Raw genomic sequence first — 26,611 nt, 5'->3', positions numbered from 1 at the left:
CATTTTTCACGAACGACCAGACGGATCAAGGAGGCGACACAGCGGTGATCGACGAGACCCTCTTCGAGGCCGAAGAGAAGATGGAGAGCGCGGTCGAGCACGCCAAGGAGGAGTTCGCCGCGATCCGTACGGGTCGTGCCACGCCGGCGATGTTCTCCAAGATCGTGGTCGACTACTACGGCGCTCCCACCCCGGTGACCCAGATGGCTTCCGTCGGCGTGCCGGAGCCCCGCATGGTGATCGTCAAGCCCTACGACGCGTCGCAGCTCGGCCCCATCGAGCGCGCCATCCGCGACTCCGACCTCGGTGTCAACCCCAACAACGAGGGCACCCAGCTGCGCATCCACCTCCCGCAGATGACGGAGGAGCGGCGCCGCGAAATGATCAAGGTGGCCCGGACCAAGGCCGAGGAGGGGCGCGTCGCGATCCGCAACGTGCGCCGCAAGGCCAAGGAGCAGCTCGACCGCTTCGTCAAGGACGGTGAGGCCGGCGAGGACGACGGCCGCCGCGCCGAGAAGGAGCTGGACGACGTCACCCACCGGTACGTCACGGTGGTCGACGAGCTGGTCAAGAACAAGGAAGCTGAGCTACTCGAGGTCTGATGTCGTACCTCGAGCCCCGCGGTGGGCAAACCCCTTCCGGCGGCCGGGCGTCCGGGCAATCCGGCGCCCCGGCCCCGTACGTCTCCGGCGTGCCCGCCGAGGAGCCCGATCCGTACGCGGCCCATCGGCGCCGGCAGGACGCCCAGGAGGCGGCCGAGACCGGCCCGCACTGGGACGCCTTCGCACCCGGCCCGCCCCAGTCGTACGAGCCCGACTGGAGCGCGCCCGTCGCAGCCACCTCGACCTCACAGGCGGAGTGGGAGTTGACGGACACGGAACGCCCGCGCGGCCCGGGCCGGCGACGAGCCGGACGCGCCGGCAAGCCACCGGCCGGCCGGGCGGGCCGCAACCTGCCCGCCGCGATCGCGGTCGGCACCAGCATGGTCCTGATCGTGCTGGGCTCGCTGCTGTGGAAGCCGGCCTTCCTCGGCGTGGTCGCGGTGGCCATCGGCGTCGGCGTCTGGGAGATGGTGCGGGCGCTGCGCGTCACCGGCGCGAAGCCGCCGCTGATCCCGCTGGTCGCGGGTGGCGTGCTGATGGCCGTTGTCGCCTCCTACGGCAGCACCGACGCCCTCGAACTCGGCCTGCTGGCCACGGTCCTGGCCGCGGGGCTGTGGCGCCTGGCCGACGGCGTCGCCGACCTGAAACGGGACCTGGCGGCGGCGGCCCTGGTCGCCGTGTACGTGCCGTTCCTGCTGAGCTTCGGCGTGCTGCTGGCCCGGCCCGACGACGGCGCGCAGCGGGTCTTCCTGGCCCTGATCGCCGTGGTGCTCTCCGACACCGGCGGCTACGCCGCGGGCGTCTTCCTGGGCAAACACCCGATGGCGCCGACGATCAGCCCCAAGAAGTCCTGGGAGGGCTTCGCCGGCTCGGTCGCCGCGACGGCCATCGGCAGTTCGGTGCTCGCCTACCTCCTGCTCGACGTGCCGTTCTACTGGGGTCTACTGTTCGGCGCGGTGATCTCGGTGGTCGCCGTGCTCGGCGATCTGGCCGAGTCGATGCTCAAGCGGGACATCGGGATCAAGGACATGAGTAATCTGCTGCCCGGGCACGGCGGGCTGATGGACCGGCTCGATTCGATCCTCTTCGCGGTGCCGACGGCGTTCCTGCTGCTCTCGCTCATCGCGCCGCCGGGGTAGGCATGTGCTCGCGACGTGGGAGACTGGAGAGGCCATGACGATTCTTCCTCTCATCCCGACCAGCCCCGACACCCCCGACGCGGTGGTCACCCGCCGTCGCCCCGCGATGCCCCCACGCCATCTCGCGGACCTGGACCTGGCCGGCCGCCGCGCGGCCGTCACCGATCTCGGCGAGCCCGCCTTCCGCGCCCAGCAGCTCTCCACCCATTACTTCGGGCGGCTCGTGCGCGACCCCGCCGAGATGACCGACCTGCCGGCCGCCTCGCGCGCCAGGCTCGCCGAGGACCTGCTGCCCACGCTGCTCACGCCGCAGCGCGAGATGGCCTGCGACGACGGTGCCACCCGTAAGACGCTGTGGAAGCTGCACGACAACGCGATGGTCGAGAGCGTCCTGATGGGCTACCCCGACCGGATCACCGCGTGCGTGTCCAGCCAGGCGGGCTGCGGCATGGCCTGCCCGTTCTGCGCGACCGGTCAGGCCGGGCTGACCCGCAACCTCTCGGTTGCCGAGATCGTCGACCAGGTCGTCTATCTTGCCGGTGTCGCCGCCTCGGGCGCGGTCACCGGCTCGCCGCCGCGGCTGTCCCGCGTCGTGTTCATGGGCATGGGCGAGCCGCTGGCCAACTACCCCCGGGTGATCCAGGCCGTGCGCCGTCTGGTCGCGCCCGCCCCGGAGGGCCTGGGTCTCTCACAACGGCACATCACCGTCTCCACCGTGGGTCTCGTGCCGGCGATGCGGAGATTGATCACCGAAGAGCTGTCCGTGACTCTTGCGCTGTCACTGCACGCCCCCGATGATGATCTGCGCGATGAGCTTGTGCCCGTCAACCAGCGTTGGAAGGTGGCCGAGGTGCTCCATGCCGCGTTCGACTACGCGGCGCAGACCGGTCGTCGGATCTCCATCGAATACGCCCTGATCAGGGACGTAAACGATCAGCCCTGGCGTGCCGACCTGCTCGGCAGGCTGTTGCACGGCAAGCTGGCGCATGTGAATCTCATCCCGCTCAACCCGACCCCGGGCAGCAAGTGGGACGCCAGCCCCAAGCCGGTCGAGCGGGAGTTCGTCCGCCGGCTGCGCGAGGCGGGAGTGGCGACCACGGTCCGGGACACCCGCGGGCGGGAGATCGACGGTGCGTGCGGCCAATTGGCCGCGAGTGAGCTGACGGTGGTGGACGCTGGGGGCGCCACCGCCCACGCGGAGGTGGAACGATGACGGGGCTCAGTTCCCTGCGGACGCTGATTTGGGAGACGTTGTGACGAGTCAGGGACAGCGTTTCCGGCGGCGCGCGCTGCGGCGCGGCTACAAGGTCGACGAGGTCGATGCCTTCCTGGACCGGGTCGAGGCGACCTTGGCCGGCGAGCAGTCCGGTGCGCCCGTCGGCGCGCAGGAGGTGCACGACGTGGTGTTCCGCGTGCGCTTCGGCGGCTACGACGAGTGGCAGGTCGACCTGCACCTGGACCGGGTCGAGCGCCAGCTGGCCGAGTTCGAGGACCGGAGTGGGCGTGGCCCCGACGCCCGGATGACCCCGGACCGGATGCAGCCGGAGCCGACGCGTGGCGGCATGCAGCCCGACCGGATGGGACAGGCGCTGAGCCGCTCGGCCCCGCCCACCGAGCGCCTGCCCGCGCCGGTGCGCGACGACCGCCAGTTCGCCCGCGAGGACCAGTACGCGCGGGACGACCAGTACGCCCGCGAGGACCCGTACGGGCGCGACGACCGGATGCAGCCGCAGCAGCCGCAGCTACCGCAGCGGCCCCAGATGCCCGCCCCGGACCCCTACGGCGGTCGCTACGAGGGTGGCGGCTACGGCCAGCAGCAGCAGCAACAACAGCCGCAGGCGCCCGCCGGCTACGACACGGGCGGCTACGACGCGTTCGAGCCGGGCCGGCACGGCAAGGCCGACATGACGACCGAGATGCGGATGCCCGACCGTGGCGGCTACGGCAGCCCGGCCCCGATGAGCGCGCCGCCGATGAGTGGCCCGCCGATGGGTGGCGGCCAGGGCGGCAGCCCGGAGCTCTACCGGGTGGATCAGCTGCGCCGGACCTTCCAGCCGCGCCGCTTCGGCAGCGGTTACGACCCGGTGCAGGTCGACCGCCTGTTCGAGAGCATCCTGCAGGCCATGACCGGCCGCGGCCCGATGCCCGTACCGGAGAACGAGCTCGACACGCTGCAGTTCGGGCTGGTTCCCGGTGGCTACTTCGAGGCCGAGGTCGACGCCGCGCTGCGCGAGGTCAAGGACCTCCTGCTGCGCCGCCGCTGAGCATGGGAAAGGCCCGCTCCCGGTCGGGGGCGGGCCTTTTCCGTACGCGTTACTGGTCGTTGGGCTTGAGGCCGTTGCGGCGTAGCACCGCGTCGGCGACCACGACGCCGATGAGCAGCAGGGCCGTAACGATGAGCCAGATGTTCTCGGTGTTGCCCTCGTGGTTGCCCCAGAGCATCAGGAGCAGGACCGCGGCGGTGCCCAGCGCGCCGATGCGGGCCCATTTGCGGTTGCCCGGCTTGAGCTGGTCGGGGGCGTAAACCGGCTCTTCTGCCACGACTGGATCCTCCTGCGGCGATGGCGACTGGAACGCGTTCATTTTCGCACGACGGCTCCGCGCGCGGCCCACCAACCCGGACCCGGTACCTTCGATGCCGTCGGAATACTCCGGATCGAGGGAGCTTAAAGGGTGCGGATCACAGGCACTGGCCACGCCAGCATGCGGATCGACACGGGCGCGGGCAGCATTCTGTGCGACCCGTGGGTCAACCCGGCGTACTTCGCGTCGTGGTTCCCGTTCCCGGACAATTCCCAGCTCGACTGGGACACGCTCGGGAACGTCGACTACCTCTACGTGTCCCACCTTCACCGGGACCACTTCGACGCCGAGCACCTGAAGCGCTTCGTCAGCAAGAAGGCGACGGTGCTGCTGCCGGAGTATCCGACCAGTCAGCTCGAGGACGAGCTGCGCGAGCTCGGCTTCACCAGCTTCTTCAAGACGAAGAGCAACGAGGTCCACGAGCTCGACGGCGGCCTCAAGGTGATGATCCAGGCCCTGATCAGCCCCACGGACGGCCCGATCGGCGATTCGTCGCTCTGGGTGGAGCACGACGGCGTACGGGTGCTGAACCAGAACGACGCCCGCCCCACGGACCTGTCGACCTTCGCCGAGCTCGGCCACGTGCACGCGCACCTGCTGCAGTTCTCCGGCGCGATCTGGTACCCGATGGTCTACGAGCTGCCGCAGTCGGCGAAGACCGCGTTCGGCAAGCAGAAGCGCGACCGTCAGTTCGACCGCACCTGGCGCTACATCGACGACCTGAAGGCCGACCACGTCTTCCCGATCGCCGGCCCGCCGTGCTTCCTGGACGACGAGCTGTGGCAGTTCAACGACATCTTCGGCGACGAGGGAAACATCTTCCCGGACCAGTCGGTCTTCATGAGCGAGTACGCCAAGGTAGGCGGCACCAACGGCGTGGTCCTGCTGCCGGGCAGCGTGACGGAGCTGACGACGTCGTCGATCGAGACGAGCCACCCGACCGACGTCGACGAGTTCTTCGTCAACAAGAAGCAGCACCTCGAGGAGATGCGCGAGCGCAAGGCGCCGATCATCGCCGCCGAGAAGGCGTCCTGGCGGCACCCCGAGATCGACGTGCTGGGCGAGCTCAAGAAGCGCATCGAGCCGCTGCTCGAGGAGTCGATCTACCTGGCCAAGGGCGTCGGCGGGCCGGTCCGCTTCGACCTGGTCTCCTACGAGGGCGAGTCCATCGAGTCGATCGTCGTGGACTTCCCGGGCAAGCAGGTCCGCCCCTACGCCGACGAGAAGGTCCGCTACCGCTTCAAGACCCAGCGCGAGCTGATCGAGCACCTGATCTTCATCGACGAGGGCGACTGGGTGAACTCGCTGTTCCTGAGCTGCCGCTTCTCGGCCGCCCGGATCGGCCAGTACAACGAGTTCGTCTACGCGTTCTTCAAGTGCCTCTCCGAGGAGCGCCTGCAGTACGCCGAGGGCTGGTACGACGAGCACGAGCGGTCGGTCGACCTGGAGGACATCGAGCTGGGCGGCTGGACGGTGCAGCGCCGCTGCCCGCACCTGAAGGCGGACCTGAGCCGCTTCGGCATCGTGGACGGCAACGTGCTGACCTGCCAGCTGCACGGCTGGAAGTTCGACCTGCCCAGCGGAAAGTGCCTGACCAGCGCCGGCCACAAGATCCGCGCCGAGAAGGACGAGCAGAGCGACTGAACGCCGGGCGACCTGCGCCCCGCTAGAGGCCCAGGTCGCTGAGGATGCGTTTGGCGGCGTTGTGCCCGGCCGCGCCGATCACGCTGCCCGCCGGGTGTGCGCCCGCGGACCCGGCGTACAGGCCGTCGAGGCCCGTCGCGTACGGCATGCGCTCGTTGAACGCGACCGTGTTGTCGACGTGGTGGATGTGGCCGCCGGTGATGCCGAAGTGCTTCTCGATGCCCGGCGGGCTGAGCGGCATCATGTCCGACACCAGGGCCGAGGCGCCCGGCGCGTAGCGGTCGACGATGTCGAGCAGCCGCGCGACGTAGCCGGGCAGCGCCTCGTCCCAGGTGGTGCCCGCCGGCGTGTAGGGCACCGACTGGACGAACAGCGCGGACGAGTGGTGGCCGGCTGGGTCCTGCAGGGAAGGGTCGACGGTCGTGTGCAGGTACCACTCCATGGTCGGCTCCGCCGGCAGGCGGCCGGCCTGCACGTCGGCCCACATCGCCCGCAGCGCGGCCATGGGGGAGTCCGTCTCGAGCCCGGCCAGGCCCGCGGAGCCGGGCAGCAGGTGGATCGTCGACCCGAACGGGGAGGCGGCGTCCTCGGGCAGGCAGCCGAACCGCGGCAGGCCGCTGAGCGCGAGGTTGACCTTCAGGGTGGTGCCCGGCCGCCGCACGGCCGCCATCCGGTCGGTCAGCTCGGCGGGCAGCGATCCCTCGGGCACCAGGTCGATGAGCCGGTAGGGATCGCAGGCGCCCAGCACCACCCGGGCCGAGACCGCGCGCCCGTCGGCCAGGGCCACCCCGGTCGCGGCGCCCTGCGAGACGGTCACCGCCGACACCGGCGTGCCGGCGAAGATTGCCGCACCGGCGGCGCGGGCGGCCTCGGCGAAGGTGCGCGACACGGTGCCCATGCCGCCCTTGGCGATCATCCAGGTGCCGTCCGAGCCGGGCAGGCGGCACATGTTGTGCACCAGGAAGTTGTGGCCGGTGCCGGGGTCGTCGGGGCCGGCGTTCAGCCCGGAGAGGCCGTCGGTCACCGCGTACATGCTCATCAGCAGTTCGCTCTTGAAGCCGAACCGGGCGAGGTAGTCGGCGACTGAGCCGCGTACGAGATCTATGAAGGTGCTCTGCAGTTGCGGGCGGATGTGCCGGTCGGCGATCGCCTCGACGGAGCCGGGCTCCTGCAGCCAGGCCGGGGCGAGATCGGCGCGCAGCGCCGCGATCTCGACCTGCAGCGCCTCGTCGGCCGCGATGTCGCGCGGCGAGAAGAACCGCTCCATCTGGGCGCGGGTGGCCTCGCGGTCGGTGCCGAACAGCAGGTACGGCGAGCCGGGGCCGCCGGGTGTCGGCAGGAAGTAGTGCGGGTCGCGCCGCAGCACCGGGATGTCGACGTCCAGCGTGCGCAGCAGTTCCGGCGGCATCAGGCCCAGCAGGTAGGAGCCGGTGGAGTGGCCGAGGCCGGGCACCTTGGCGAACGGATGCTCGGTGCGGGTCGCGCCGCCGATGACGTCGGCTGCCTCCAGCACGACGACGTCGAGGCCGGCGCGGGCCAGCAGCACGGCGGAGACCAGCCCGTTGTGGCCGGACCCGATGATCACCACATCGGCGCGATCAGGCAGAGCGCTCATGGGCGACGAGCCTAGCGTGCCAGGTGGCCCAGGGTCCGGGACAACTCGAGCTCGAACAGCGGCTCCACGTCCGTCATCGCCCACCTGAGGTGGCCGAAGACCTCCATCGCCACGATTCCGTACAGCCGGGTCCAGGCGGCGACGAAGAGATAGATGACGGGCAGCGGGAAACGCTCGCCGAACGTCTCCAGGTACGGCCGGAACAGGTCGCGCTGGGCGGCCTCGGGCAGGTCGTGGGCGGCACCGCCGAACGGGTGGCGCTGGAAGTGCTCGCCCAGCGTGGTGAAGAACGTTTCGGCGAACCGGGCGCCGGCCTCATTGAGCGGGTCGCACCGGGTGACGCCGGGGACCGGGCTGCCGAACATCAGCGCGAACTCGGCGGGATGGGCGAGCGACCAGCGCCGGAATTCCCGGACCAGGTGGCCGACCCGGGCCAGCGGCTCCTCGGCGGCGTGCTCGCCGGCGGCGGCCACGACGGCGCCGCGCAGGTCCTCGAAGAGGTCCGCGACGACGGCCAGGACGAGCGCGTCGAGGCTGTCGAAGTAGCGGTACAGCGCCGGGGCGGTCAGGCCGACGTCGCGGGCGATGGCCCGCAGCGAGATGGCGGTGGGCCCGCCGGCGACGAGCAGGCGCCGGGCGGCCTCCTTGACCTCGACGACGGTTTCCGCGCGAAGCCGTTCACGCCGGCTGGGCGTGGTGGTCGTCATAGTCGGGCTCCGTTGACGTGAGCGAACGGCTTTTGCGAAGGTGAACACCGTTCACGAAAAATACCGGAATTCTCAGCGACTCTAACCTCCGCGCGGGAGGCAGACAGATGTTCGGCTGGTGGGGCGGAGCGGTCGTCCGGCTGCGCTGGTGGGTGGTCGCCGCCGGGCTGGCGGTCGTCGTCGCGGGCGCCACCTGGGGCGCCGGCGTGTTCGGCGCGCTCTCCGGCGGCGGCTACGACGACCCGGACAGCGAGTCCAACCGGGCCGCGGCCATCGCCGAACAACTGGGCCGGGGCGAGCCCGACCTGGTCGTGCTCTGGTCCAGCGACGAGCTGGCGGTGACGGACCCGGCCTTCCGCGACGCGGTCGCCGGCACGGTCACGAAGCTGCGCGGGCGCCCGGACGTCGCCCAGGTCGCCGCCTACACCGACGAGAACGCGGCGCCCGCCCTGATCAGCACCGATCGGCGCGCCACCTACGCGGCGGTCTACCTCGCCGCCGAGGACGAGGACGGCAGGACGGCGGCGTACCACCGGATCGAGCCCGACCTCGCCGCGCCCGGACTGACCACCCAGGTCGGCGGCCTGGTCGCCTTCACCGACCAGGCCAACACGCAGACCGAAGAGGACATCAGCCGGGCGGAGATCTTCTCCCTGCCGGTGCTCTTCGTGCTGCTCGTGCTGATCTTCCGAGGCCTCATCGCGGCCCTGTCGCCGCTGCTCATCGGCGGCATCGCGATCCTCGGGGCGTTCGTGGCGGTGCGCGCGCTCACCTATGTGACCGACATCTCGGTCTTCGCGATCAACGTGATCACGCTGCTGGGCCTGGGCATGGCGGTGGACTACTCGCTGTTCGTGGTGAGCCGCTTCCGCGAGGAGCTGGCGACCGGCAAGGACGTGCCCGCAGCCATCCGCACCACGGTCGCGACCGCGGGCCGCACCGTGATGGTCTCCGGCCTCACCATCGTCCTGGCGCTCTCCAGCCTGCTGATCTTTCCGCAGCCCTTCCTCGGCGGCATGGCCATCGGCGGCATGGCCGCCGTGCTGATCGCGATGATCGCCGCGCTGACCGTGCTGCCCGCGGCGCTCGCGCTGATCGGCCGCCGGGTCGACCGGCTGCGCATCCCGTTGCCGCGCGGGTCGCGGCCCGGCGCGGGCTGGGCCCGGCTCGCGCGCAGCGTCATGCGCCGCCCGGCCCCCTACCTCATCGGCGTGCTCGCGGTGCTCGCCGTCTTCGCGGCGCCGTTCCTGCGTGTCGAGTTCGGCGGCTTCGACGAGCGGGTGCTGCCGGCCGACACCCAGGCGCGCATCGTCGGCGAGCGGCTGAACACCGGCTTCCCCGGCGGCGGCGAGAACCCGATCAACGTCCTGGTGACGGGCGGGTCCGCGGAGAACCTGGCCGGGCAGATCGCCGCGCTCCCGAACGTCACCGGCGCCACCGTCACCGCCGAGCGCGGCGACGCCTCGCTGGTCACCGTGACTTATCCCGGCACGCTGTCGCGCGGTGAATCCCGCGACATCGTCTCGGCGATCCGCGACCTCACCCCGCCTCCCGGCACCCACGTACTGGTCGGCGGCCGGCCGGCGATCGACCTCGACCTGCTGGAGAGCCTGGCCGACCGGCTGCCCTGGATGGCGCTGATCATGGCGCTGGCCACGATCCTGCTGCTCTTCCTGGCCTTCGGCTCGGTGCTGCTGCCGATCAAGGCCGTGCTGATGAACCTGGTCTCGATCGGCGCGTCCTTCGGCGTGGTCGTCTGGATCTTCCAGGACGGCCACCTCGAGGGGCCGCTGAGCTTCGAGTCGACCGGCTACATCGAGCCCAGCAACATGATCCTGGTGCTCGCCGTGCTGTTCGGCCTGGCCACCGACTACGAGGTGTTCCTGCTGTCGCGGGTCCGCGAGGAGTGGGACTCCACCGGTGACAACCCGGCCGCGGTCGCCGCCGGGCTGCAACGCACCGGCGGCATCATCACGGCCGCGGCGCTGCTGCTGATCACGGTGGTCGCGGGCTTCGCCACCGGCGGAGTGACGGTCATCAAGACCATCGGCATCGGCATGATCGTGGCGATCATCGTGGACGCGACGCTGGTCCGGGCGCTGCTGGTGCCGGCGACGATGCGGCTGCTCGGCCGCTGGAACTGGTGGGCGCCGGGCCTGCTGGGCCGCTTCTACGGCCGCTACGGGATCCACGAGGCCGAACCGGCCCCGTCCGAGGCGCCGGACCTGGAGCCTGCGCGCCTGGCACCCAGGTAGGCGCCGGCACTGCGCGTCGCGGCGAAACCGGCCAGCACGATGACGTGGAACAGATAGAGCCATAGCCCGACGGCGACCACGCCGCCGATCACGGTGAAGCCGCCGAACGGCGCGCCCAGGTCCAGTGGCAGCGAACAGAAGAGCACGAAGCCGTGCAGGAATCCGGACAGGTTCGCGGCCGTGAACGAGCCGACCAGCACCACCGCGAGCCACTCCGGCCGGCCCGGTGCGACCCCTCGGTAGACCCAGATCACCGCCGGCGTCAGAACCAGCCAGGCGGCCAGGAACGACAGCACCAGACCGGCGACCGTGTACCAGCCGCCGCGCACCCACAGGCCGCTGGTCACCGGCAACGCCAGGAACAGGGCCAGCAGCAGCGCCGGGGCGGCGGCCAGCAGCGGCAGCCAGAGCACTCGGCCGCGCCAGCCGATCAGGGACTCGCCCGGTTCGCCCAGCGACACGAAGGCGCGGCGCAGGCCCTCGCCGTACAGGGTCGCGGGCAGCAGGCTGGCCAGCGCGAGCATCGGCGTCAGGTGCAGCCCGGCCTCGATGAGCGCGGCCAGGGCGCGGGGCGCGCCGATCGCGTCCGGCAGGGCGGCAATGGTGTGCGCGGTGAGCCGCCGGACCCGGTCGGCGCCGGCCACCAGGCCGGTGATCCAGATGGCCAGCAGGGCGATCGGCACCACGGCAATTCCGGCGTAGAAGGTCACCGCGGCGGCATGTAATGCCAGGTCCCGCCCGCGCAGCGACCGGAACGGCGCCGCCAGCCTGCGGCCGATGGTGGGCGTCCGGATTCCCATCCCCCACACGTACCCAAGTATGCCGCTACGATCTCGCAACCGGCCGGTCCGCTGCTTCTAGCGCCGGCAGGGAAAGATGGTGTCCATGCGTGAGCTAGTCCTGCTCGGGTCCACCGGGTCCATCGGTACTCAGGCCATCGACATCGTGCGGCGCAATCCGGACAAGTTCCGGGTCGTCGCGATCGGCGCCGGCGGCGGCAACGTCGGATTGCTCGCGGCCCAGGCGCTCGAGCTCGCCGTCGACGTCGTCGGGGTCGCCCACTCCAGCGCCGTGCAGGACCTGCAGCTCGCCTTCTACGCCGAGGCGCAGCAGCGGGGCTGGGCCACCGGGGACTTCAAGCTTCCCAAGATTGTCGCCGGGCCGGACGCGATGACCGAGCTCGCGCAGTGGCCCTGCGACGTGGTGCTCAACGGGGTCGTCGGCAGCCTCGGGCTCGCGCCGACGCTGGCGGCGCTGCGCTCCGGGCGTACCCTCGCGCTCGCCAACAAGGAGTCCCTCGTCGCCGGCGGCCCGCTGGTCAAGGCCGCGGTGACGCGGCCGGGGCAGATCGTGCCCGTCGACTCCGAGCACTCCGCGCTGGCGCAGTGCCTGCGCGGCGGGTCCGCCGCCGAGGTGCGCCGGCTGATCCTGACGGCCAGCGGCGGCGCCTTCCGGGACCGGCGGCGCGCCGAGCTGACGAACGTCACGCCGGAGGAGGCGCTCAAGCACCCGACGTGGGACATGGGACCGGTTGTCACGATCAACTCGGCCACCATGGTGAACAAGGGCCTCGAGGTGATCGAGGCGCACGAGCTCTTCGAGGTGCCTTACTCCGCGATCGAGGTCATGGTCCACCCGCAGTCGGTGCTGCACTCGCTCGTCGAGTTCGTCGACGGGTCGACGCTGGCGCAGGCCAGCCCGCCCGACATGCGGCTGCCGATCGCCCTCGCGCTGGCCTGGCCGGAGCGGGTGCCCGACGCCGCTGCGGCGGTCGACTGGACCCTCGCGCACAACTGGGAGCTGCGCCCGCTCGACGGCGAGGCGTTCCCGGCGGTGCGGCTGGCCAAGGCCGCGGGTGAGGCTGGACACTGCCGGCCGGCCATCTACAACGCGGCGAACGAGGAGTGTGTGGCCGCGTTCGTTTCCGGTCGGCTACCTTTTCTGGGCATCGTCGACACACTCGAGGCGGTGCTCGCGGCAGCGCCCGATTTCGACGAACCAGGTACCGTCGATGAGGTGCTTTCCGCGGAGGCCTGGGCGCGTGCCCAGGCGCAGCGGATGATCGCGACAGCGGCTGAAGGAGCCTAATGCTGTACTGGTTGGGGACGGCGGCCTTCGCGCTGACGATTTTGATCTCGGTCAGCCTGCACGAGCTGGGCCACATGATCACGGCCAAGCGGTACGGGATGAAGGTGAGCAAGTACTTCGTCGGCTTCGGCCCGACGATCTTCTCGTTCCACCGCGGCGAGACCGAGTACGGCCTCAAGGCCATCCCGCTCGGCGGCTTCTGCAAGATCGTCGGGATGACGCCGCAGGACGAGGACGTTGACGAGGAGGACCAGCCCCGGGCCATGTGGCGCTTCCCGGTGTGGAAGCGCACGGTGGTGATGTCGGCCGGCTCGGTGACCCACTTCGCGCTGGCCATCGTCGCCGCCTGGTGCGCCGCGGTCTTCATGGGCCTGCCCAACCCCGACCTCCCGACGACCACGGCACAGACGATCGCGATGCCGGCCCGGATCTCGGTGGGCGAAAACTGCGTGCAGTTCACCCTCAGCGAGAAGGAGTGCAAGCCCGGCGTCGGCGGCGACGCGCCGGCCCCGTCGGTCGTGGCGGGGCTGCGGACCGGTGACGTGATCACCAAGGTCGGCGACACCCCGATCACCGGCTACGGCCAGCTCACCGACGTGATCCGGGCGGCGAAGCCCGGCCCGACGAAGTTCGAGTACACCCGCGACGGCGTGGCCGGCAGCACCACCGTGACGATGCTCGCGGCGCGGCGCCCGCCGCTCAACGACCCGAAGGGTCCGATCGCCACGGTCTCGGTGGTGGGCATCAGCCAGGACTTCGGCATGCCGGGCCTGGTCACCTACGGCCCGGTCGACGGCATCGGCGCCAGTCTGCGCTACGACTGGAGCCTGGTCGAGAACTCGTTCGTGGCGATGAAGCGCATCCCGGAGAAGATCCCGGCGCTCTGGAACTCGATCACCGGCGAGGAGCGCGACCCGAACACGCCCATCAGCGTCATCGGCGCCAGCCGCCTCGGCGGTGAGGCGATCGAGCGCGGCGTGCCCGAGGTGTTCCTGATGATCTTCATCTCGCTGAACGTCTTCATCGGCATCTTCAACCTGCTGCCGCTGCTGCCGCTCGACGGCGGCCACATCGCCATCGCCTGGTATGAGCGGGTGCGCTCGTGGCTCTACGCCCGGATGCGCCGCCCCGACCCGGGCCGGGTGGACTACTTCAAGCTGATGCCGCTGACCTATGTCGTCATCCTGATCGGTGGCGCGTTCACCCTGCTGACCGCCACGGCCGACGTGATCAACCCGATCACCATCTTCGGAAAATGAGAGTGCACAAATGACCGCTGTCAGTCTTGGCATGCCGGCCGTTCCGCCGCCGCCGCTGGCCCGCCGCCGGCTGAGCCGTCAGATCATGGTCGGCAACGTTCCGGTCGGTGGTGCCGCGCCGGTCAGCGTCCAGTCGATGACCACGACGCTGACCTCCGACGTCAACGCGACGCTGCAGCAGATCGCCGAGCTCACCGCCGCCGGCTGCCAGATCGTCCGGGTCGCGGTGCCGTCGCAGGACGACGTCGAGGCGCTGCCGGCGATCGCGAAGAAGTCCCAGATCCCGGTCATCGCGGACATCCACTTCCAGCCGCGCTACGTCTTCGCGGCGATCGACGCCGGCTGCGCGGCGGTCCGGGTCAACCCGGGCAACATCCGCCAGTTCGACGACAAGGTCAAGGAGATCGCCAAGGCCGCCGGCGACGCGCGGGTCCCGATCCGCATCGGCGTCAACGCGGGCTCGCTCGACAAGCGCCTGCTGGAGAAATATGGCAAGGCGACGGCCGAGGCCCTGGTCGAGTCGGCGCTCTGGGAATGCTCCCTCTTCGAGGAGCACGGCTTCCGCGACATCAAGATCTCGGTCAAGCACAACGACCCCGTCGTGATGATCCGGGCCTACCGGCAGCTGGCCGAGCAGTGCGACTACCCGCTGCACCTCGGCGTGACCGAGGCCGGCCCGGCGTTCCAGGGCACGATCAAGAGCGCGGTGGCGTTCGGCGCGCTGCTGGCCGAGGGCATCGGCGACACCATCCGGGTGTCGCTCTCCGCGCCGCCGGTCGAGGAGATCAAGGTCGGCCAGGGCATCCTCGAGTCGCTCGGCCTGCGCGAGCGCGGCCTCGAGATCGTCTCCTGCCCGTCGTGCGGCCGCGCACAGGTCGACGTCTACACGCTCGCCGAGCAGGTCACCGCGGCGCTCGAGGGCTTCCCGGTGCCGCTGCGGGTGGCGGTCATGGGCTGCGTCGTCAACGGTCCGGGCGAGGCGCGCGAGGCGGACCTCGGCGTGGCCTCCGGCAACGGCAAGGGCCAGATCTTCGTGAAGGGCCAGGTCATCAAGACCGTCCCGGAGTCGATCATCGTCGAGACGCTGGTCGAGGAGGCCCTGCGCCTGGCCGACTCGATGGGCGCGGAGCTGCCGGACGAGCTCCGCGAACTCCTCCCAGGCGCGACCGTCACCGTCCACTGACCAAACACTTCTTCGGTACGGCGCCAGCCGTGACCAACCGCAATACCCCGCAAGCGCGGTCGGTCCTCAGGCCAGTCGCCGGCCCGGGCCGTGGCCTGCCCGCCGGGCTGAGCCGGCGGGTCGCGCCGGCGGTTCGACGGCCCGCCGTGGGTCGCGTCGGCGGTTCGACGGCAGGGAGCCTGACCGCACGCCGCCGGGCTGGGCCGGTGGGTGCGTCAGCGGCGCGATGACAGTGAGTTGCAAGCACGCCGCCCGCCCCGGGCATCCGGGACGGGCGGCGTTCCTGTCAGCCCTGCTTCTGGTGTGCGGGTGGGCGACGGTGTTGCGGCTGTGAAGGACTCACGCCGTACAGGAGAAGGCGCCTGATCAACGACGGGAACCAGAGCATGGCTCACTCTCCGTCGGCGAGGACGGCGTAGAGCTTGCGCTTGGTCTCGTTGAGGATCTCCAGCGCCCGCTGGCGCTGCTCCGGCGTGCCGTTGAAGCCGACCTGGCGCAGCGCGTCCATGATGCCGATCGCCGCGTCGCGGAAATCCTGCACCTGGGACATGGTGTCGTTGCTGAACTGGGCCCACGGCGGGTTCTCCGCCGCGGCGGTGGCCTCCGCGCGGCCGGCGTCGGTGAGCGTGAACCGCTTGCGGCCGCCGGTGGCCTCGGCCTCGATGAGGCCCTCGTCCTCGAGCAACTGCAGGGTCGGGTAGACCGATCCCGGGCTCGGGCGCCAGATGCCGCCGGTGCGGCTCTCCAGCTCCTGAATCATCTCGTAGCCGTGCATGGGCCGCTCGAGGAGCAGCGCGAGCAGGGCCGGGCGGACGTTGGGCCGGCTGCCGCGGCCGCCGCGGCGATGGCCGTGCCCGCCTGGACCGCCCGGGCCGAAGCCGCCGAAGCCGCCGGGCCCGCCCTGCCCGAAGGGGAAGCCGGGCGGGAATCCGAACCCGCGGCGCAGGCCCTCGTGCATGTCACGCATGTGTCCGTACCTCATGACGTTCCCCGATCTGTTGGCGATAGTTAGACGATATATCGCCAACATGTCGATCGCAAGGATTCTTTTCTTCGAGGGGGCGGGTGAGGCGTGTGACGGCCGCCATCTGGCAATCTGATAGCTGTGCTGACGGTGCCCATTCGCCAACTCGGCGAGTCCGAGCGGGTGGCGGTCGAGCGGATCCTCGACCAAGACCCTTACGCCGGCGCTCAGATCGCCGAGCGTGTGGCGGCGCATGGGCTGAACTGGTGGCGGTCCGACGGCCGGATCTACGGCTACGGGCCCGGCCGCCGGATCGAGTCCGTGTGCTGGTCCGGCGCGCATCTCGTGCCGGTGTGCGCGGCCCCCGCGGCGGTCGCCGCCTATGCCGACCTGCTCGGCGCCGAGCCGCGGATCTGCTCGTCGATCATCGGGCGCACCGACGCCGTCCTCGATCTGTGGGACCGGCTCGGCGGCCACTGGGGCCCGGCGCGCGACGTGCGGCCGCATCAGCCGCTGCTGGTCGCCGACCGCGAGTCGCCGATCGTGCCGGACCCGGACGTGCGCCTGGTCCGGGCCGGCGAGGTCGACCAGCTCTTCCCGGCGGCGGTGGCGATGTACACCGAGGAGGTCGGCGTCTCGCCGCTGCTGGACGACGGCGGCCGCGGCTACCGGCGGCGGATCGCCGATCTGGTGCGCGCGCGGCGCGCCTACGCGCGGTTCGTCGGGGACCGGGTCGTGTTCAAGGCCGAGCTGGCGATCGTCACCCGGCGGACCACGCAGGTGCAGGGCGTCTGGGTCGATCCGGAGTTTCGCGGGCGCGGTCTCGCCGCGGGCGCGATGGCCGCGGTGGTCCGGGACGCGCTGCGCCGGGTCGCGCCCACGGTCAGCCTGTACGTGAACGACTACAACACCGCGGCCCGGCGGGTCTATGCGCGCTGCGGCTTCGTCCCGAACGGCAGCTTCGCCACGGTCCTGTTCTAGGCGCGGCCCAGCCTCTTGAGTAGCTGGGTCCGGGTGGCGGGGTCGGCCTTTTCCAGCTCCGGGGTCGGGACCAGGGCCATGACCGGGACCTTGACGCCGGCCTCGGCGTAGTTGGCCACGTGGTCGCGGCACTCCTCGGGTGAGCCGTGCACGATCAGCTCGTCGACCACCTCGTCCGGGATCGCCGCCAGCGCGCCCCGGCGGTCGCCCGCCGCCCACGCCGCCCACATCGCGCCCAGGCCCTCCTCGCGCCCCAGCCAGCGGTGGAACTCCGCATAGGCCGGGACCGTCAGATAGGCCGCGATCATCCGCCGGCCGATCGTGCGTGCGTAGGCGGCGTCCTGCGTCGGGCAGACGAAGATGCGCGCGACCACGTCGAAGCCCGGCCGGTCCGATTTCGCCTCCGACAGCGCCCGGGACACGTCGGTGGCGGCCAGCCAATTCAGGATCACGCCGTCGGCCTCGGCCGCCGCCAGCCGCAGCATGCCGGGGCGCAGCGCGGCGAGCAGCAGCCCCGGCGGGGTGGCCGGTGGCCGCTCGAGCCGGAAGCGGCGCACCCGGAAGGTCTCGAACTCCTCGTCGACAAGCTCGCCGGCCAGGGCGGCGCGCAGGAAGCGCAGCATGTCGCGGCTGCGGGCGAACGGCTTGGTGAAGTCGGCGGCGTTCCAGTCGCCGACCACGACCGGTGAGGACGCGCCGATGCCCAGCTGGAAGCGGCCGGGCGCGGCCTCGGCCAGGGCGGCGGCGGTCATCGCGAGCAGTCCGGGTCCGCGGGTGAAGACCGGGGCGATCGCGGTGCCGAGCCGGGCCCGGGGCTGCCAGGCGGCCGCGAGCGTCAGCGGGGTGAACGCGTCGGTGCCGGCCACCTCGGAGGACCACAGGTCGGTGAAGCCCGCGTCGGTGAGGGCCGCGAAGACCTCGGCGTGATCGGTCAGCGGAACCCCGCCCAGCGGTACGGTCATGCCCCAGCGCGTCGACATGTCCCGATACTGCCCTGTGCGGGGCGTGAGGTCCACCACGGGGCACAGCCATCGACGGACATCTGCGGGTAAGTTTTTGAACTGACCAGTCAGTCTTAAAAGTTGGGTGTCTGATGCCGGTGCTGACCGCGACCGGGGTGGGCGTTCGCCGCCACCGCCGATGGCTCTTCCGCGACCTCGATGTCGCCGCCGATCCGGGCGACATCGTCGCGATCGTGGGCCCACCGGGCAGCGGCCGGACGACGGTGCTGCTCGCGCTCGCCCGGCGCTTCAAGCTGTCGGCCGGCAGCGTGGTGGGGTCCGCCGCGCTCGGCTACGTGCCCGAGGTGACCTCGCCCGAGCCCGTGCTGACGGTGCTGGAGCACGTCCGGGAGCGGCTGCTGCTCGTCGGCCGGTCGCCGCGGCAGGCCGCGGAGGTGCCGCTGCTCGGCCTCGACCCGGCGCTGAAGGGTTACCAGCTCAGCCCGTATCAGCGCCAGGTGCTCGGGCTCGTGCTGGCCCGGCTGGAGAACCCGCGGGTGGTGGCGCTGGACGGGATCGACGAGGGGCTGGACCACCGCGAGTCGGCGTCGCTCTGGGGGCTGCTCGCCGACCTCGCCGCCGAGGGCCTCGCGGTGCTGGTGACCGCCCGCGAGGTCGACCCGGCCCGGGTGTCCACGTCGATACGCCTCGGCGGCACCGCGGCGGCGCCGCCGGTGTCCCCGTCGGCGGGACCGTACCCAGCGGACGAGCTGGCGGCGCAGGACCGGCCCGAGACCGAAGACGAGCTGGCGGCGCACGACCGGCCCGAGACCGAAGACGAGCTGGCGGCGCACGACCGGCCCGAGACCGAAGACGAGCTGGCGGCGCACGACCGGCCCGGGATTGAAGACGAGCCGGTGGTGCACGACCGGCCCGAGGCCGAAGACGGGCCGGCCGAGGCGGACGACGCCGAAGCCGTGGACGGCGGCCGGACGGTCGCGGGCCGCGGCGAGGAAGCCGCGGAAAACCAAGCCGTGGTCGCGGAAAACCAAGCCGTGGTCGCGGAAAACCAAGCCGTGGTCGCGGAAGACGAAGACCTGCCGGGCGAGGAGAAGTCATGACCAGGTTGTCCAGTGTGCGGCTCGCCGGGTTCGAGCTGCGCCGCTTCTTCCGCGGCCGGCTGCCCGCAGCCGCCCTCGTCGTCGTGGCCGTCATCCCCCTGCTCTACGGCGCCCTCTACCTCTACGCCTTCTGGGATCCGTACGGCAGGCTCAACCACATCCCCGCCGCCCTGGTCGTCGAGGACGTCCAGGCCACCGCGTCCGACGGCACCGAGGTGCACGCCGGCCGGGACCTCGCCGACGAGCTGATCGAGCGGGAGATCTTCGACTGGCACGTGACCGACGAGCGCGGCGCCGAGGCCGGCCTCGCCGACGGCAGCTATCAGCTCGTGCTGCGCATCCCGCGTGACTTCTCCGCCAACCTGACCACCGGCCCCGACCCCGATGCCGCGCCGAAGTCCGCGCAGCTCGTCGTCGTCAGCGACGACGCCACCAACTACCTCTCCGGCGTCTTCGGCCGTACCGCGTTCGAGGAGGTGCGGGCCGCCGCCGCGCAGAGCGCGCAGGCCGGCTACTTCGACAAGATGCTGATCGGCTTCACCGACCTCAAGAAGCACACCCAGGAGGCCGCCGACGGCGCCGGGAAGCTCGACGACGGCCTGACCGACGCGAGCAGCGGCGCCGACCGGATCGAGGGCGGGCTGAACGACGCCAGCAACGGCGCCGGGAAGCTCTCCGGCGGTCTCGGCAGCGCTGCGCGGGGCGCGGGCGACCTCGCCGAGGGCCTGACCACCCTCCGTTCCGGCACGGCCCAGCTCGCCGCGGGCACGCAGCAGGCGGCGGACGGCGGCAAGCGGCTGGCGACCAAGGTCGACGCCGCGGCCGAGCGGATCGAGCCGCTGCTTCGCCGCAACACCAAGCTCATCGAGGACGCCGCGAGGCAGATCGCGAACGGCGCCGACCTGCTCGCCGGCAACGTCGGCAAGCTGACCGCCGCCGCCGACGAGGCGGTGGACCGCGCCGTCGGCCTGCAGACGTACCTGAACGGCCTGCCCGACTCGACAGCGGGGATCGGCGAGGCGCGCGCGGCCGCCGACGAACTGGTAGCGGCCGCGAAGCGGGTGCAGTCCACAATCCACACCGCCGACCTGGACGGCCTGAGCGACCGGCTGCACGAGGTCGCCACGACCGCCCGCGAGGTCGCCGCCGCCGCACCGCATCTGGCCGACGACGTCGCCACCGCCCGCAAGCACGTCGACGACCTGGCCGCCGGGCTCGGCGACCTCGCGGCCGGCGCGAAGCGGCTGGACAGCGGCGCCGCCGACGCCGCCGCCGGCGCCACGGACCTGCGCGGCGGCATCTACCAGCTGGCGTCCGGCGCGCGTCACCTCAACGGTGGGCTCGATCGGCTGTCCACCGGCGGCCGCCAGCTCGCCGACGGCCTCGGCGACCTGCAGGGCGGCGCCGCCGAGCTGGCCTCCGGATTGTCGGACGGCGCGGACCAGATCCCCGGGTACGGCGCGGACACCTCGGATCGGGCGGACGCGCTGAGCGCGCCGGTCGGCCTCGACCGCACCGTGCGCCATCCGGCCACCACCTACGGCGTCGGCTTCGCCCCGTACTTCCTGGCCCTGGCCCTGTGGGTGGGCGCGATGATCAGCTTCATGGTGCTGCGCCCGCTGAACCGGAGGTACATCGTCTCGGCCGCTCCCGCGTACCGTGTCGCCCTGGCCGGCCTGCTGCCGGCGGTGGCGGTCGGGCTGGCGCAGGCCCTGCTGCTCTTCGTGGTCGTGGTGTTCGGGCTCGGCCTGAGCCCGGTCAATCCGGTGGTCACCCTCGCCCTGTTGATGGTGACCGCGACGGCCTTCGCCGCGATCATGCAGTTGCTCGGCGCCGCGCTCGGCCCGGCCGGCCGGATCGTCGCGCTGGCGCTGCTGATGCTGCAGCTGACCTCATCGGGCGGCACCTACCCGGTGCAGACCACGCCGGGCTTCTTCCAGGCGATCCACCCGCTGCTACCCATGACGTACGTCGTCGAGGCACTCCGCCACGCCATCGACGGAGGCCCGGCCGGTACGGTGGTCACGGGCGTGCTGGTGCTGCTGGGCTTCGGGCTCGGTTCGCTGGCGCTGACCGTGGCGACGGCCGGCCGGGCGCGCCGCCTGACCCCGTCCACCCTGCATCCGGAGCTGGTGATCTGACAACGTGGACGGTAGGACCCGCAGGCGCGAGGACACCCGGCAGCGCCTGTTCGAGGCGGCGGTGGAGCTGATCGCGGAGCAGGGTTTCTCCGCGACGACGGTCGACGACATCGCCCTGCGGGCCAAGGTCGCCAAGGGCACGGTCTACTACAACTTCGCCTCGAAGACGGCGCTCTTCGAGGAGTTGCTCCGGCACGGCATCGGCCTGCTCACCGACGATTTCCGCGCCGCGGTCAGGGACCTGCCACCCCGCGAGGCGGTGGCGGCCCTGATCCGGGCGCAGCTCGAGTACATCCGCCGGTACCGGGCGTTCGCGCAGTTGCTGCTCTCGGAGATGTGGCGCACCAACCGGGAGTGGCAGCAGACGCTGATGCTGCTGCGGGAGCAGGCGATCGGGACCATCGCGGAGACCGTCCAGGCCGGCGTCGACGCGGGGGACCTGCCGGACGACCTCGACGTCCGGGTGGCCGCCTCGGCGCTGTTCGGGGTGGGCCTGGTCGTGGCGGTCGACTGGCTCGTGTTCCAGCCGGACCGCCCGATCGAGGACGTCGAGCGCTCCCTGCTGGGCCTGGTCCGCCGGGTCGTCTGAGCCCCACCCGGCCGTCGAGATCGAGAGGCCTGCCTCGGGCCGGGGTATCCGGTCCGCCGGGCGCCACCACCCGGGCCACGGTGAGAATGGCTCACTCGTCACGGAACGGAACGGAACCCGGGCCTTACGGCCTTCGAGGCCGGCGACGGTGCGGGACCTAGCGCCGTCAGCAGCGCGGTGCCGACCAGCCAGCCGACCGCCACGAGCAGGACGAGCCGTTCCAGGATGGCGCCCGCCGGGTCGCGTCCGACCAGCAGCATGATCAGACCCAGCGCGCCGCCGAGCGGCACGATGAGCGCCGCGGCGACGGCGGCGAGCCGGCGGGCCGGGGCCGGGGTGCGCGCGACGGTGACCATCGCCCCGGCCAGCAGGAACGACGCGACCACGGTGGCCCCCGCGTGCACCACGTCGCCGGCGGTGGCCGGCTCGTACGGCGGCAGCGGGCAGCCGCTGCTGCAGGGCACGGCGCCGGAGGCCGCGGCGAAGGCGGCCGCGCCGCCGAGCAGGAGCGCGGCGAGGCGGGACCGGTGCCGCAGGGCGAGGCCGAGGAGCCCGGCGCCGCCGGCGAGCAGGACCAGCCCGAGGCGGTACGGCGCGGCGAGCGGCAGCCCCGCGATGCCGGCCTCGCTGACGTATCCCTGCAGCCACGGCCCGGGCGCGGCGACCAGGGCGAGGAGCATCATCAGTGACCCGACGAGGCCCGCGCACCCCGCTGCCGCGGCGATGACCGGCGCCCCGCCGCGGCGGGTCCGGGTCAGGGTGCCGACGGGGAGCGCTCCGGGCGGGGCGACGGGTAATACCGGGTCGCCGCGATGTCCGGGTGGGTCTGTGTCGGCAGGTCGGCGTCGTCGTCGGTGGTGAGGGTGCCGCCCAGGGCGACGATGCGGCGGTGGGCCGCGGCCAGCCGGTCCTCGAGCATCACGATGCGGCAGGCCGCGGTCAGCAGGATGCCATCGTCGAGTAGCTGCCGGACCCGGGTGGCCAGTTGCAGCTGATGGCGGGAGTATCGGCGGTGTCCGCCGAGGGAGCGCTGGGGCTCGATCAGGCCCGCCGTGCCGAGGCTGCGCAGGAAGGCGGGCGTCACGCCGATGATGTCGGCGGCGCGACCCATCGTGTACGCCGGGGAGTCGGCGTCGTCGAACGCGGTGTCCATGCTGCCTTTCGTCAACCCCGGAACGCAGTCCAAGGCCCCGGCGGGTTACCGGGGCCTTGGCTGTTCAATTCTGCGGCCGACCGTCGTCGGCGCCGTCCGTCTGCTTGCGTGCCGCTAGCAGACGGGCTGAGTGATGGGCATCGGCTGCGATCACCTCTTGTCGGGTCGGGGACGTTGCGATTACGCGTTGCTGCGGTATCTCGTCCTCCTTAACCAACTCAGCGTCCTTGCCAGTTGCTTGTCGGCTGTGCGTTGCCGACCTGTCCCATGTTAGGCCGCCGACCAGCGAATTTCTAGACTCGCCGCTGTAGATTTTTAGGGCGAATGGGGCGGCGACGCGGGGCGGGCGCATGGCGCAGCGCGATGCCGCGTCGAGAGAGAGGTGACCGCGCCCCGCGTCGCCGCGGGTGTGGGGTGCCGGAGGCGCCCCGGGTGTCCGCCGGGCCTGCCGAGGACCCGGTCGCTGCATGCGCAGCGGTCAGAACACCGGCAGGGCCGCGCGGGAAATCTGGCGGGATGAGCCGCGCTCCGCGTTCCGATGCCCTGACATGTCTACGAGTGTGCGGGTTGCGCTTCACGCCCGACAACTCAATTAACACCGCGCATTGACGCCCGTAACGCTGCGGGTAGATCATCACCGGACAGCGGTGGCCCAGGTCACAGCTGCCCCTCGGTCACGGGAGTCGCACATGAGCGTTAACCCTGCACCCAGCACCGACGAAGAACGACTCGCCCAGCTCGGCTACCAGCAGGAACTTCATCGCCGACTGTCCGGATTCTCCAACTTCGCGGTCTCCTTCTCGATCATTTCCATCCTGGCCGGCGCCATCACGTCGTACGTCATCGCGATGAACGCGGGCGGGCCGGCGGCCATCACCCTCGGCTGGCTCTTCGTCGGTGGCATGGTCACGTTCGTGGCGCTCGCGATGGCGGAGGTCTGCTCCGCCTACCCGACCGCCGGCGCCCTCTACTGGTGGGCCGCCGCGCTCGCCAAGAGGAACAAGGCCGCCTGGGCCTGGTTCATCGGCTGGTTCAACTTCCTCGGCGAGGTCGCGGTCACCGCGGCCATCGACTTCGGCGCGGCGATCACCACCGCGGCGTTCCTCAGCCTGACCTTCGACCTGGAGGTCACCAAGCTCGGCACGTTCCTGATCTTCCTGGTCATCATCGTGGTGCACGGGCTGCTGAACACCTTCGGCGTGAACCTGGTCCGGGTGCTCTCCGACGTCAGCGCCTGGTGGCACCTGATCGGCGTCGCGGTCATCGTGGTGCTGCTCGCCGTGCTCCCCGATCAGCACAAGCCGATCTCCGAGGTGTTCTTCGAGGTACGCAACGAGACCGGTTTCACCTTCGCCGGTGCGGGCGCCTTCGCCGTCCTCCTCGGCCTGCTGATGGCCCAGTACACCTACACGGGCTACGACGCCTCCGCGCACGTGGCGGAGGAGACCCACGACGCCGCGCGGGCCGCTCCCCGGGGCATCGTCATGTCCGTCGTGGTCTCGGTGATCGCCGGATTCATCCTGCTGGTCGCCATCACCTGGTCGATTCAGGACTACGACGCCGAGCGCCAGACCGCCCTCGGCCTGCCGCCCGCGCAGATCTTCATCGACGCGGTCGGCCACAACACGGGCACCTTCCTGCTCTTCATCTGCATGGTGGCCCAGTGGTTCTGCGGCATGGCGTCGGTCACCGCCAACTCGCGGATGGCGTACGCGTTCTCCCGCGACGGCGCGCTGCCGGGCTCGTCGATCTGGAAGAAGGTCAACCCGCGCACGGGTACCCCGACCAACTCCATCTGGCTCTGCGTGGCCTGCTCCACGCTCCTGGTGCTGCCGTCGCTGTGGAACAACGCCGCCTACCTGGCGGCCACCTCCATCGCGGTCATCGGGCTCTACATCGCCTACGTCGGTCCCGTGCTGCTGCGGCGGATGAATCCGGAGTTCCAGCCCGGGCCGTGGAACCTCGGCAGGTGGAGCGCGCCGGTCGGCTGGATCGCGATCGTCTGGGTCGGCTTCATCTGCGTCCTGTTCGTCCTGCCGGCGGCCAGCCCGATCACGGCGAGCAACTTCAACTACACGATCGTCGCGGTGCTGGTCGTGGTCGGTGCCGCGACCATCTGGTGGTTCGCCGGGGCGCGGAAGTGGTTCACCGGCCCGAAGTCGAACCTGATCGAGAAAGCCGCGCAAGGGGAGCCGACCCTGCCGACCGAGTGATTCAGTAGAGGGGGCCGGGCGGATTCGCCCGGCCCCCGAAAATGTCGGCCCAACGCGATAGGACTGCTCCCATGGAACTCGAGGACCTGGACGTCGCCGTCGCGAACGGCAGCATCGACACCGTCCTGCTCGCGCTCACCGACATGCAGGGCCGGCTGCAGGGCAAGCGGCTGCACGGCCGCTTCTTCCTGGACGAGGTCGTGCGGGGCGGCAGCGAGGGCTGCAACTACCTGCTCGCGGTCGACGTCGACATGAACACCGTGGACGGTTACGCGATGTCCTCGTGGAACAGCGGCTACGGCGACTTCGTGATGAGGCCCGACTTCGGCACGCTGCGCCGGGTGCCCTGGCAGCCCGGCACGGCCATGGTCCTCGCCGATCTGGAGACGACGGGCGGCGAGGCCGTCTACGCGTCGCCCCGGCAGATTCTGCGCCGGCAGCTCGACCGGCTCGCCGACCACGGCCTGACCGCCTATGCGGGCACCGAGCTCGAGTTCGTCCTCTACAAGGACACCTACGAGCAGGCCTTCAGCAAGGACTACCGCCACCTCACCCCCGCAAACCAATACAACGTGGACTATTCGCTGCTCGGCACCGCCCGGGTCGAGCCGCTGCTGCGCCGCATCCGCAACGAGATGTACGGCGCCGGCCTCGTGCCGGAGAGCGCCAAGGGCGAGTGCAACCTCGGCCAGCACGAGATCGCCTTCCGTTACGCGGACGCGCTGACCTGCGCCGACAACCACGTCGTCTACAAGAACGGCGCCAAGGAGATCGCCGCGCAGGAGGGCATGTCGCTCAGCTTCATGGCCAAGCCGAACGAGCGCGAGGGCAACTCCTGCCACATCCACTTCTCGTTGCGCGGCGCCGACGGCCGCTCGGCGATGCTCGGCGACGGGCCGGCGCACCTGAGCGTCACCGGGCAGCGGGTGGTGGCCGGCCTGCTCGCCACCATGCGCGAGTTCAGCCTGCTCTTCGCGCCGAACATCAACTCCTACAAGCGCTACCAGCCGGGCTCGTTCGCGCCGACCGCGCTGCGCTGGGGCGTCGACAACCGCACTTGCGCGCTGCGGATGGCCGGGCACGGTCAGGGCATGCGGGTGGAGAACCGGGTGCCCGGCGGCGACGTCAACCCTTACCTGGCGATCGCCGCGCTGGTCGCGGGGGCGCTGCACGGGCTGGAGCACGAGCTCGAGCTCGAGGACGAGTTCACGGGCAACGCCTACTCCGACGCCACCGCGCCGCGGGTGCCCGGCACGCTGCGGGAGGCGTCCGAGCTGTGGGAGCTGAGCCCGGTCGCGGAGCAGGCGTTCGGCGCCGACGTGGTCGCGCACTACACGAACATGGCGAAGGTCGAGACGGCCGCCTTCGACGCCGCCGTCACCGACTGGGAGCTCCGCCGGGGATTCGAGCGCCTGTGACCCGGAGCGTGTGAT

General features: G+C 71.3%; 23 protein-coding genes. 15 read left to right on the top strand and 8 right to left on the bottom strand.

Annotation, left to right across the window (positions count from 1 at the left end; genetic code table 11):
- Positions 1–44: 44 nt before the first annotated feature.
- From frr to AB0F10_RS04770, 4 genes are read left to right on the top strand one after another with little or no spacing between them, the layout of a single operon-like run.
- Complete coding sequence (frr, locus tag AB0F10_RS04785) at positions 45–602, top strand: ribosome recycling factor (RefSeq protein ID WP_354719520.1); 558 nt, start codon at positions 45–47, stop codon at positions 600–602.
- Entirely contained in the window at positions 602–1,741 is a 1,140-nt protein-coding gene (locus AB0F10_RS04780) for a phosphatidate cytidylyltransferase (RefSeq protein WP_360620456.1), read from the top strand. Before frr ends, AB0F10_RS04780 begins: the two co-directional genes overlap by 1 nt.
- Positions 1,742–1,775: 34 nt before the next feature.
- Positions 1,776–2,954: a 23S rRNA (adenine(2503)-C(2))-methyltransferase RlmN gene (gene rlmN, locus AB0F10_RS04775; RefSeq protein ID WP_360620455.1), complete on the top strand. Its 1,179-nt coding sequence runs from the start codon at positions 1,776–1,778 to the stop codon at positions 2,952–2,954.
- Positions 2,955–2,994: 40 nt separating this feature from the next.
- Positions 2,995–4,005, top strand: coding sequence for a DivIVA domain-containing protein (locus AB0F10_RS04770; protein ID WP_360620454.1), 1,011 nt, complete (start codon positions 2,995–2,997; stop codon positions 4,003–4,005).
- A gap of 49 nt (positions 4,006–4,054) precedes the next feature.
- On the opposite strand, the gene AB0F10_RS04765 is transcribed toward AB0F10_RS04770, so the two are convergent.
- On the bottom strand, positions 4,055–4,324 hold the full coding sequence (locus tag AB0F10_RS04765) for a DUF2631 domain-containing protein (RefSeq protein ID WP_360620453.1): 270 nt from the start codon (positions 4,322–4,324) through the stop codon (positions 4,055–4,057).
- A gap of 90 nt (positions 4,325–4,414) precedes the next feature.
- Here AB0F10_RS04765 and AB0F10_RS04760 point away from each other — a divergent pair, with 90 nt between their 5' ends.
- Positions 4,415–5,968: a Rieske 2Fe-2S domain-containing protein gene (locus AB0F10_RS04760; RefSeq protein ID WP_360620452.1), complete on the top strand. Its 1,554-nt coding sequence runs from the start codon at positions 4,415–4,417 to the stop codon at positions 5,966–5,968.
- A 22-nt stretch (positions 5,969–5,990) separates the two neighbouring features.
- Here the strand turns inward: AB0F10_RS04760 and AB0F10_RS04755 are convergent, their stop codons facing one another.
- Both AB0F10_RS04755 and AB0F10_RS04750 read right to left on the bottom strand, forming a co-directional pair.
- Positions 5,991–7,583 carry an NAD(P)/FAD-dependent oxidoreductase gene (locus tag AB0F10_RS04755; RefSeq protein WP_360620451.1) on the bottom strand — a complete coding sequence of 531 codons (1,593 nt, stop codon included), beginning with the start codon at positions 7,581–7,583 and terminating at the stop codon, positions 5,991–5,993.
- Between the two features lie 11 nt (positions 7,584–7,594).
- Positions 7,595–8,290, bottom strand: coding sequence for a TetR/AcrR family transcriptional regulator (locus AB0F10_RS04750; RefSeq protein WP_360620450.1), 696 nt, complete (start codon positions 8,288–8,290; stop codon positions 7,595–7,597).
- 107 nt (positions 8,291–8,397) lie between these two features.
- On the opposite strand from AB0F10_RS04750, the gene AB0F10_RS04745 reads away from it, so the two are divergent.
- A complete protein-coding gene (locus AB0F10_RS04745) occupies positions 8,398–10,545 on the top strand; it encodes an MMPL family transporter (RefSeq protein ID WP_360620449.1) in 2,148 nt (715 codons plus the stop codon).
- On the opposite strand, the gene AB0F10_RS04740 is transcribed toward AB0F10_RS04745, so the two are convergent.
- Positions 10,470–11,345 (bottom strand): YhjD/YihY/BrkB family envelope integrity protein, encoded by an 876-nt coding sequence (locus AB0F10_RS04740; protein WP_360620448.1) that lies wholly within the window; start codon positions 11,343–11,345, stop codon positions 10,470–10,472. The genes AB0F10_RS04745 and AB0F10_RS04740 overlap by 76 nt on opposite strands.
- Before the next feature lie 76 nt (positions 11,346–11,421).
- On the opposite strand from AB0F10_RS04740, the gene dxr reads away from it, so the two are divergent.
- The 3 genes from dxr to ispG are packed head-to-tail and all read left to right on the top strand — an operon-like array spanning position 11,422 to position 15,075.
- A complete protein-coding gene (gene dxr, locus AB0F10_RS04735; protein ID WP_360620447.1) occupies positions 11,422–12,633 on the top strand; it encodes a 1-deoxy-D-xylulose-5-phosphate reductoisomerase in 1,212 nt (403 codons plus the stop codon).
- Positions 12,633–13,892 (top strand): site-2 protease family protein, encoded by a 1,260-nt coding sequence (locus AB0F10_RS04730; protein ID WP_360620446.1) that lies wholly within the window; start codon positions 12,633–12,635, stop codon positions 13,890–13,892. Before dxr ends, AB0F10_RS04730 begins: the two co-directional genes overlap by 1 nt.
- A 10-nt stretch (positions 13,893–13,902) precedes the next feature.
- Complete coding sequence (gene ispG / locus AB0F10_RS04725; RefSeq protein WP_360620445.1) at positions 13,903–15,075, top strand: flavodoxin-dependent (E)-4-hydroxy-3-methylbut-2-enyl-diphosphate synthase; 1,173 nt, start codon at positions 13,903–13,905, stop codon at positions 15,073–15,075.
- A 391-nt stretch (positions 15,076–15,466) separates the two neighbouring features.
- Here the strand turns inward: ispG and AB0F10_RS04720 are convergent, their stop codons facing one another.
- The gene (locus AB0F10_RS04720; RefSeq protein WP_360620444.1) at positions 15,467–16,042 is read right to left on the bottom strand and encodes a PadR family transcriptional regulator; all 576 of its coding nucleotides are present in this window, start codon (positions 16,040–16,042) and stop codon (positions 15,467–15,469) included.
- Between the two features lie 138 nt (positions 16,043–16,180).
- Here AB0F10_RS04720 and AB0F10_RS04715 point away from each other — a divergent pair, with 138 nt between their 5' ends.
- On the top strand, positions 16,181–17,020 hold the full coding sequence (locus AB0F10_RS04715; protein ID WP_360620443.1) for a GNAT family N-acetyltransferase: 840 nt from the start codon (positions 16,181–16,183) through the stop codon (positions 17,018–17,020).
- Here AB0F10_RS04715 and AB0F10_RS04710 read toward each other — a convergent pair.
- Positions 17,017–18,000 carry an LLM class F420-dependent oxidoreductase gene (locus AB0F10_RS04710; protein ID WP_360620442.1) on the bottom strand — a complete coding sequence of 328 codons (984 nt, stop codon included), beginning with the start codon at positions 17,998–18,000 and terminating at the stop codon, positions 17,017–17,019. The genes AB0F10_RS04715 and AB0F10_RS04710 overlap by 4 nt on opposite strands.
- Before the next feature lie 113 nt (positions 18,001–18,113).
- On the opposite strand from AB0F10_RS04710, the gene AB0F10_RS04705 reads away from it, so the two are divergent.
- Genes AB0F10_RS04705 through AB0F10_RS04695 form a run of 3 tightly spaced genes read left to right on the top strand, consistent with a single transcriptional unit; the run spans position 18,114 to position 21,812 of the window.
- Entirely contained in the window at positions 18,114–19,082 is a 969-nt protein-coding gene (locus tag AB0F10_RS04705; RefSeq protein ID WP_360620441.1) for an ATP-binding cassette domain-containing protein, read from the top strand.
- A complete protein-coding gene (locus tag AB0F10_RS04700; RefSeq protein WP_360620440.1) occupies positions 19,079–21,223 on the top strand; it encodes a YhgE/Pip domain-containing protein in 2,145 nt (714 codons plus the stop codon). The genes AB0F10_RS04705 and AB0F10_RS04700 overlap by 4 nt, the downstream gene beginning before the upstream one ends.
- 4 nt (positions 21,224–21,227) lie before the next feature.
- Positions 21,228–21,812: a TetR family transcriptional regulator gene (locus AB0F10_RS04695; protein ID WP_360620439.1), complete on the top strand. Its 585-nt coding sequence runs from the start codon at positions 21,228–21,230 to the stop codon at positions 21,810–21,812.
- Positions 21,813–21,910: 98 nt separating this feature from the next.
- On the opposite strand, the gene AB0F10_RS04690 is transcribed toward AB0F10_RS04695, so the two are convergent.
- Positions 21,911–22,537: a DUF998 domain-containing protein gene (locus AB0F10_RS04690; RefSeq protein WP_360620467.1), complete on the bottom strand. Its 627-nt coding sequence runs from the start codon at positions 22,535–22,537 to the stop codon at positions 21,911–21,913.
- A gap of 29 nt (positions 22,538–22,566) precedes the next feature.
- On the bottom strand, positions 22,567–22,965 hold the full coding sequence (locus AB0F10_RS04685) for a MerR family transcriptional regulator (protein ID WP_360620438.1): 399 nt from the start codon (positions 22,963–22,965) through the stop codon (positions 22,567–22,569).
- Between the two features lie 689 nt (positions 22,966–23,654).
- On the opposite strand from AB0F10_RS04685, the gene AB0F10_RS04680 reads away from it, so the two are divergent.
- Together AB0F10_RS04680 and AB0F10_RS04675 are read left to right on the top strand one after the other, a co-directional pair.
- Positions 23,655–25,178: an amino acid permease gene (locus AB0F10_RS04680; protein ID WP_360620437.1), complete on the top strand. Its 1,524-nt coding sequence runs from the start codon at positions 23,655–23,657 to the stop codon at positions 25,176–25,178.
- 71 nt (positions 25,179–25,249) lie between these two features.
- Entirely contained in the window at positions 25,250–26,596 is a 1,347-nt protein-coding gene (locus tag AB0F10_RS04675) for a glutamine synthetase family protein (protein WP_360620436.1), read from the top strand.
- Positions 26,597–26,611 lie beyond the last annotated feature (15 nt).

Origin of the sequence: Actinoplanes sp. NPDC026623, assembly GCF_040638275.1 — a bacterium.
GTDB lineage: Bacteria > Actinomycetota > Actinomycetes > Mycobacteriales > Micromonosporaceae > Actinoplanes.
The sequence above is the reverse complement of the archived record's forward strand: the minus strand, read 5'-3'. Positions and strand labels throughout refer to the sequence as shown.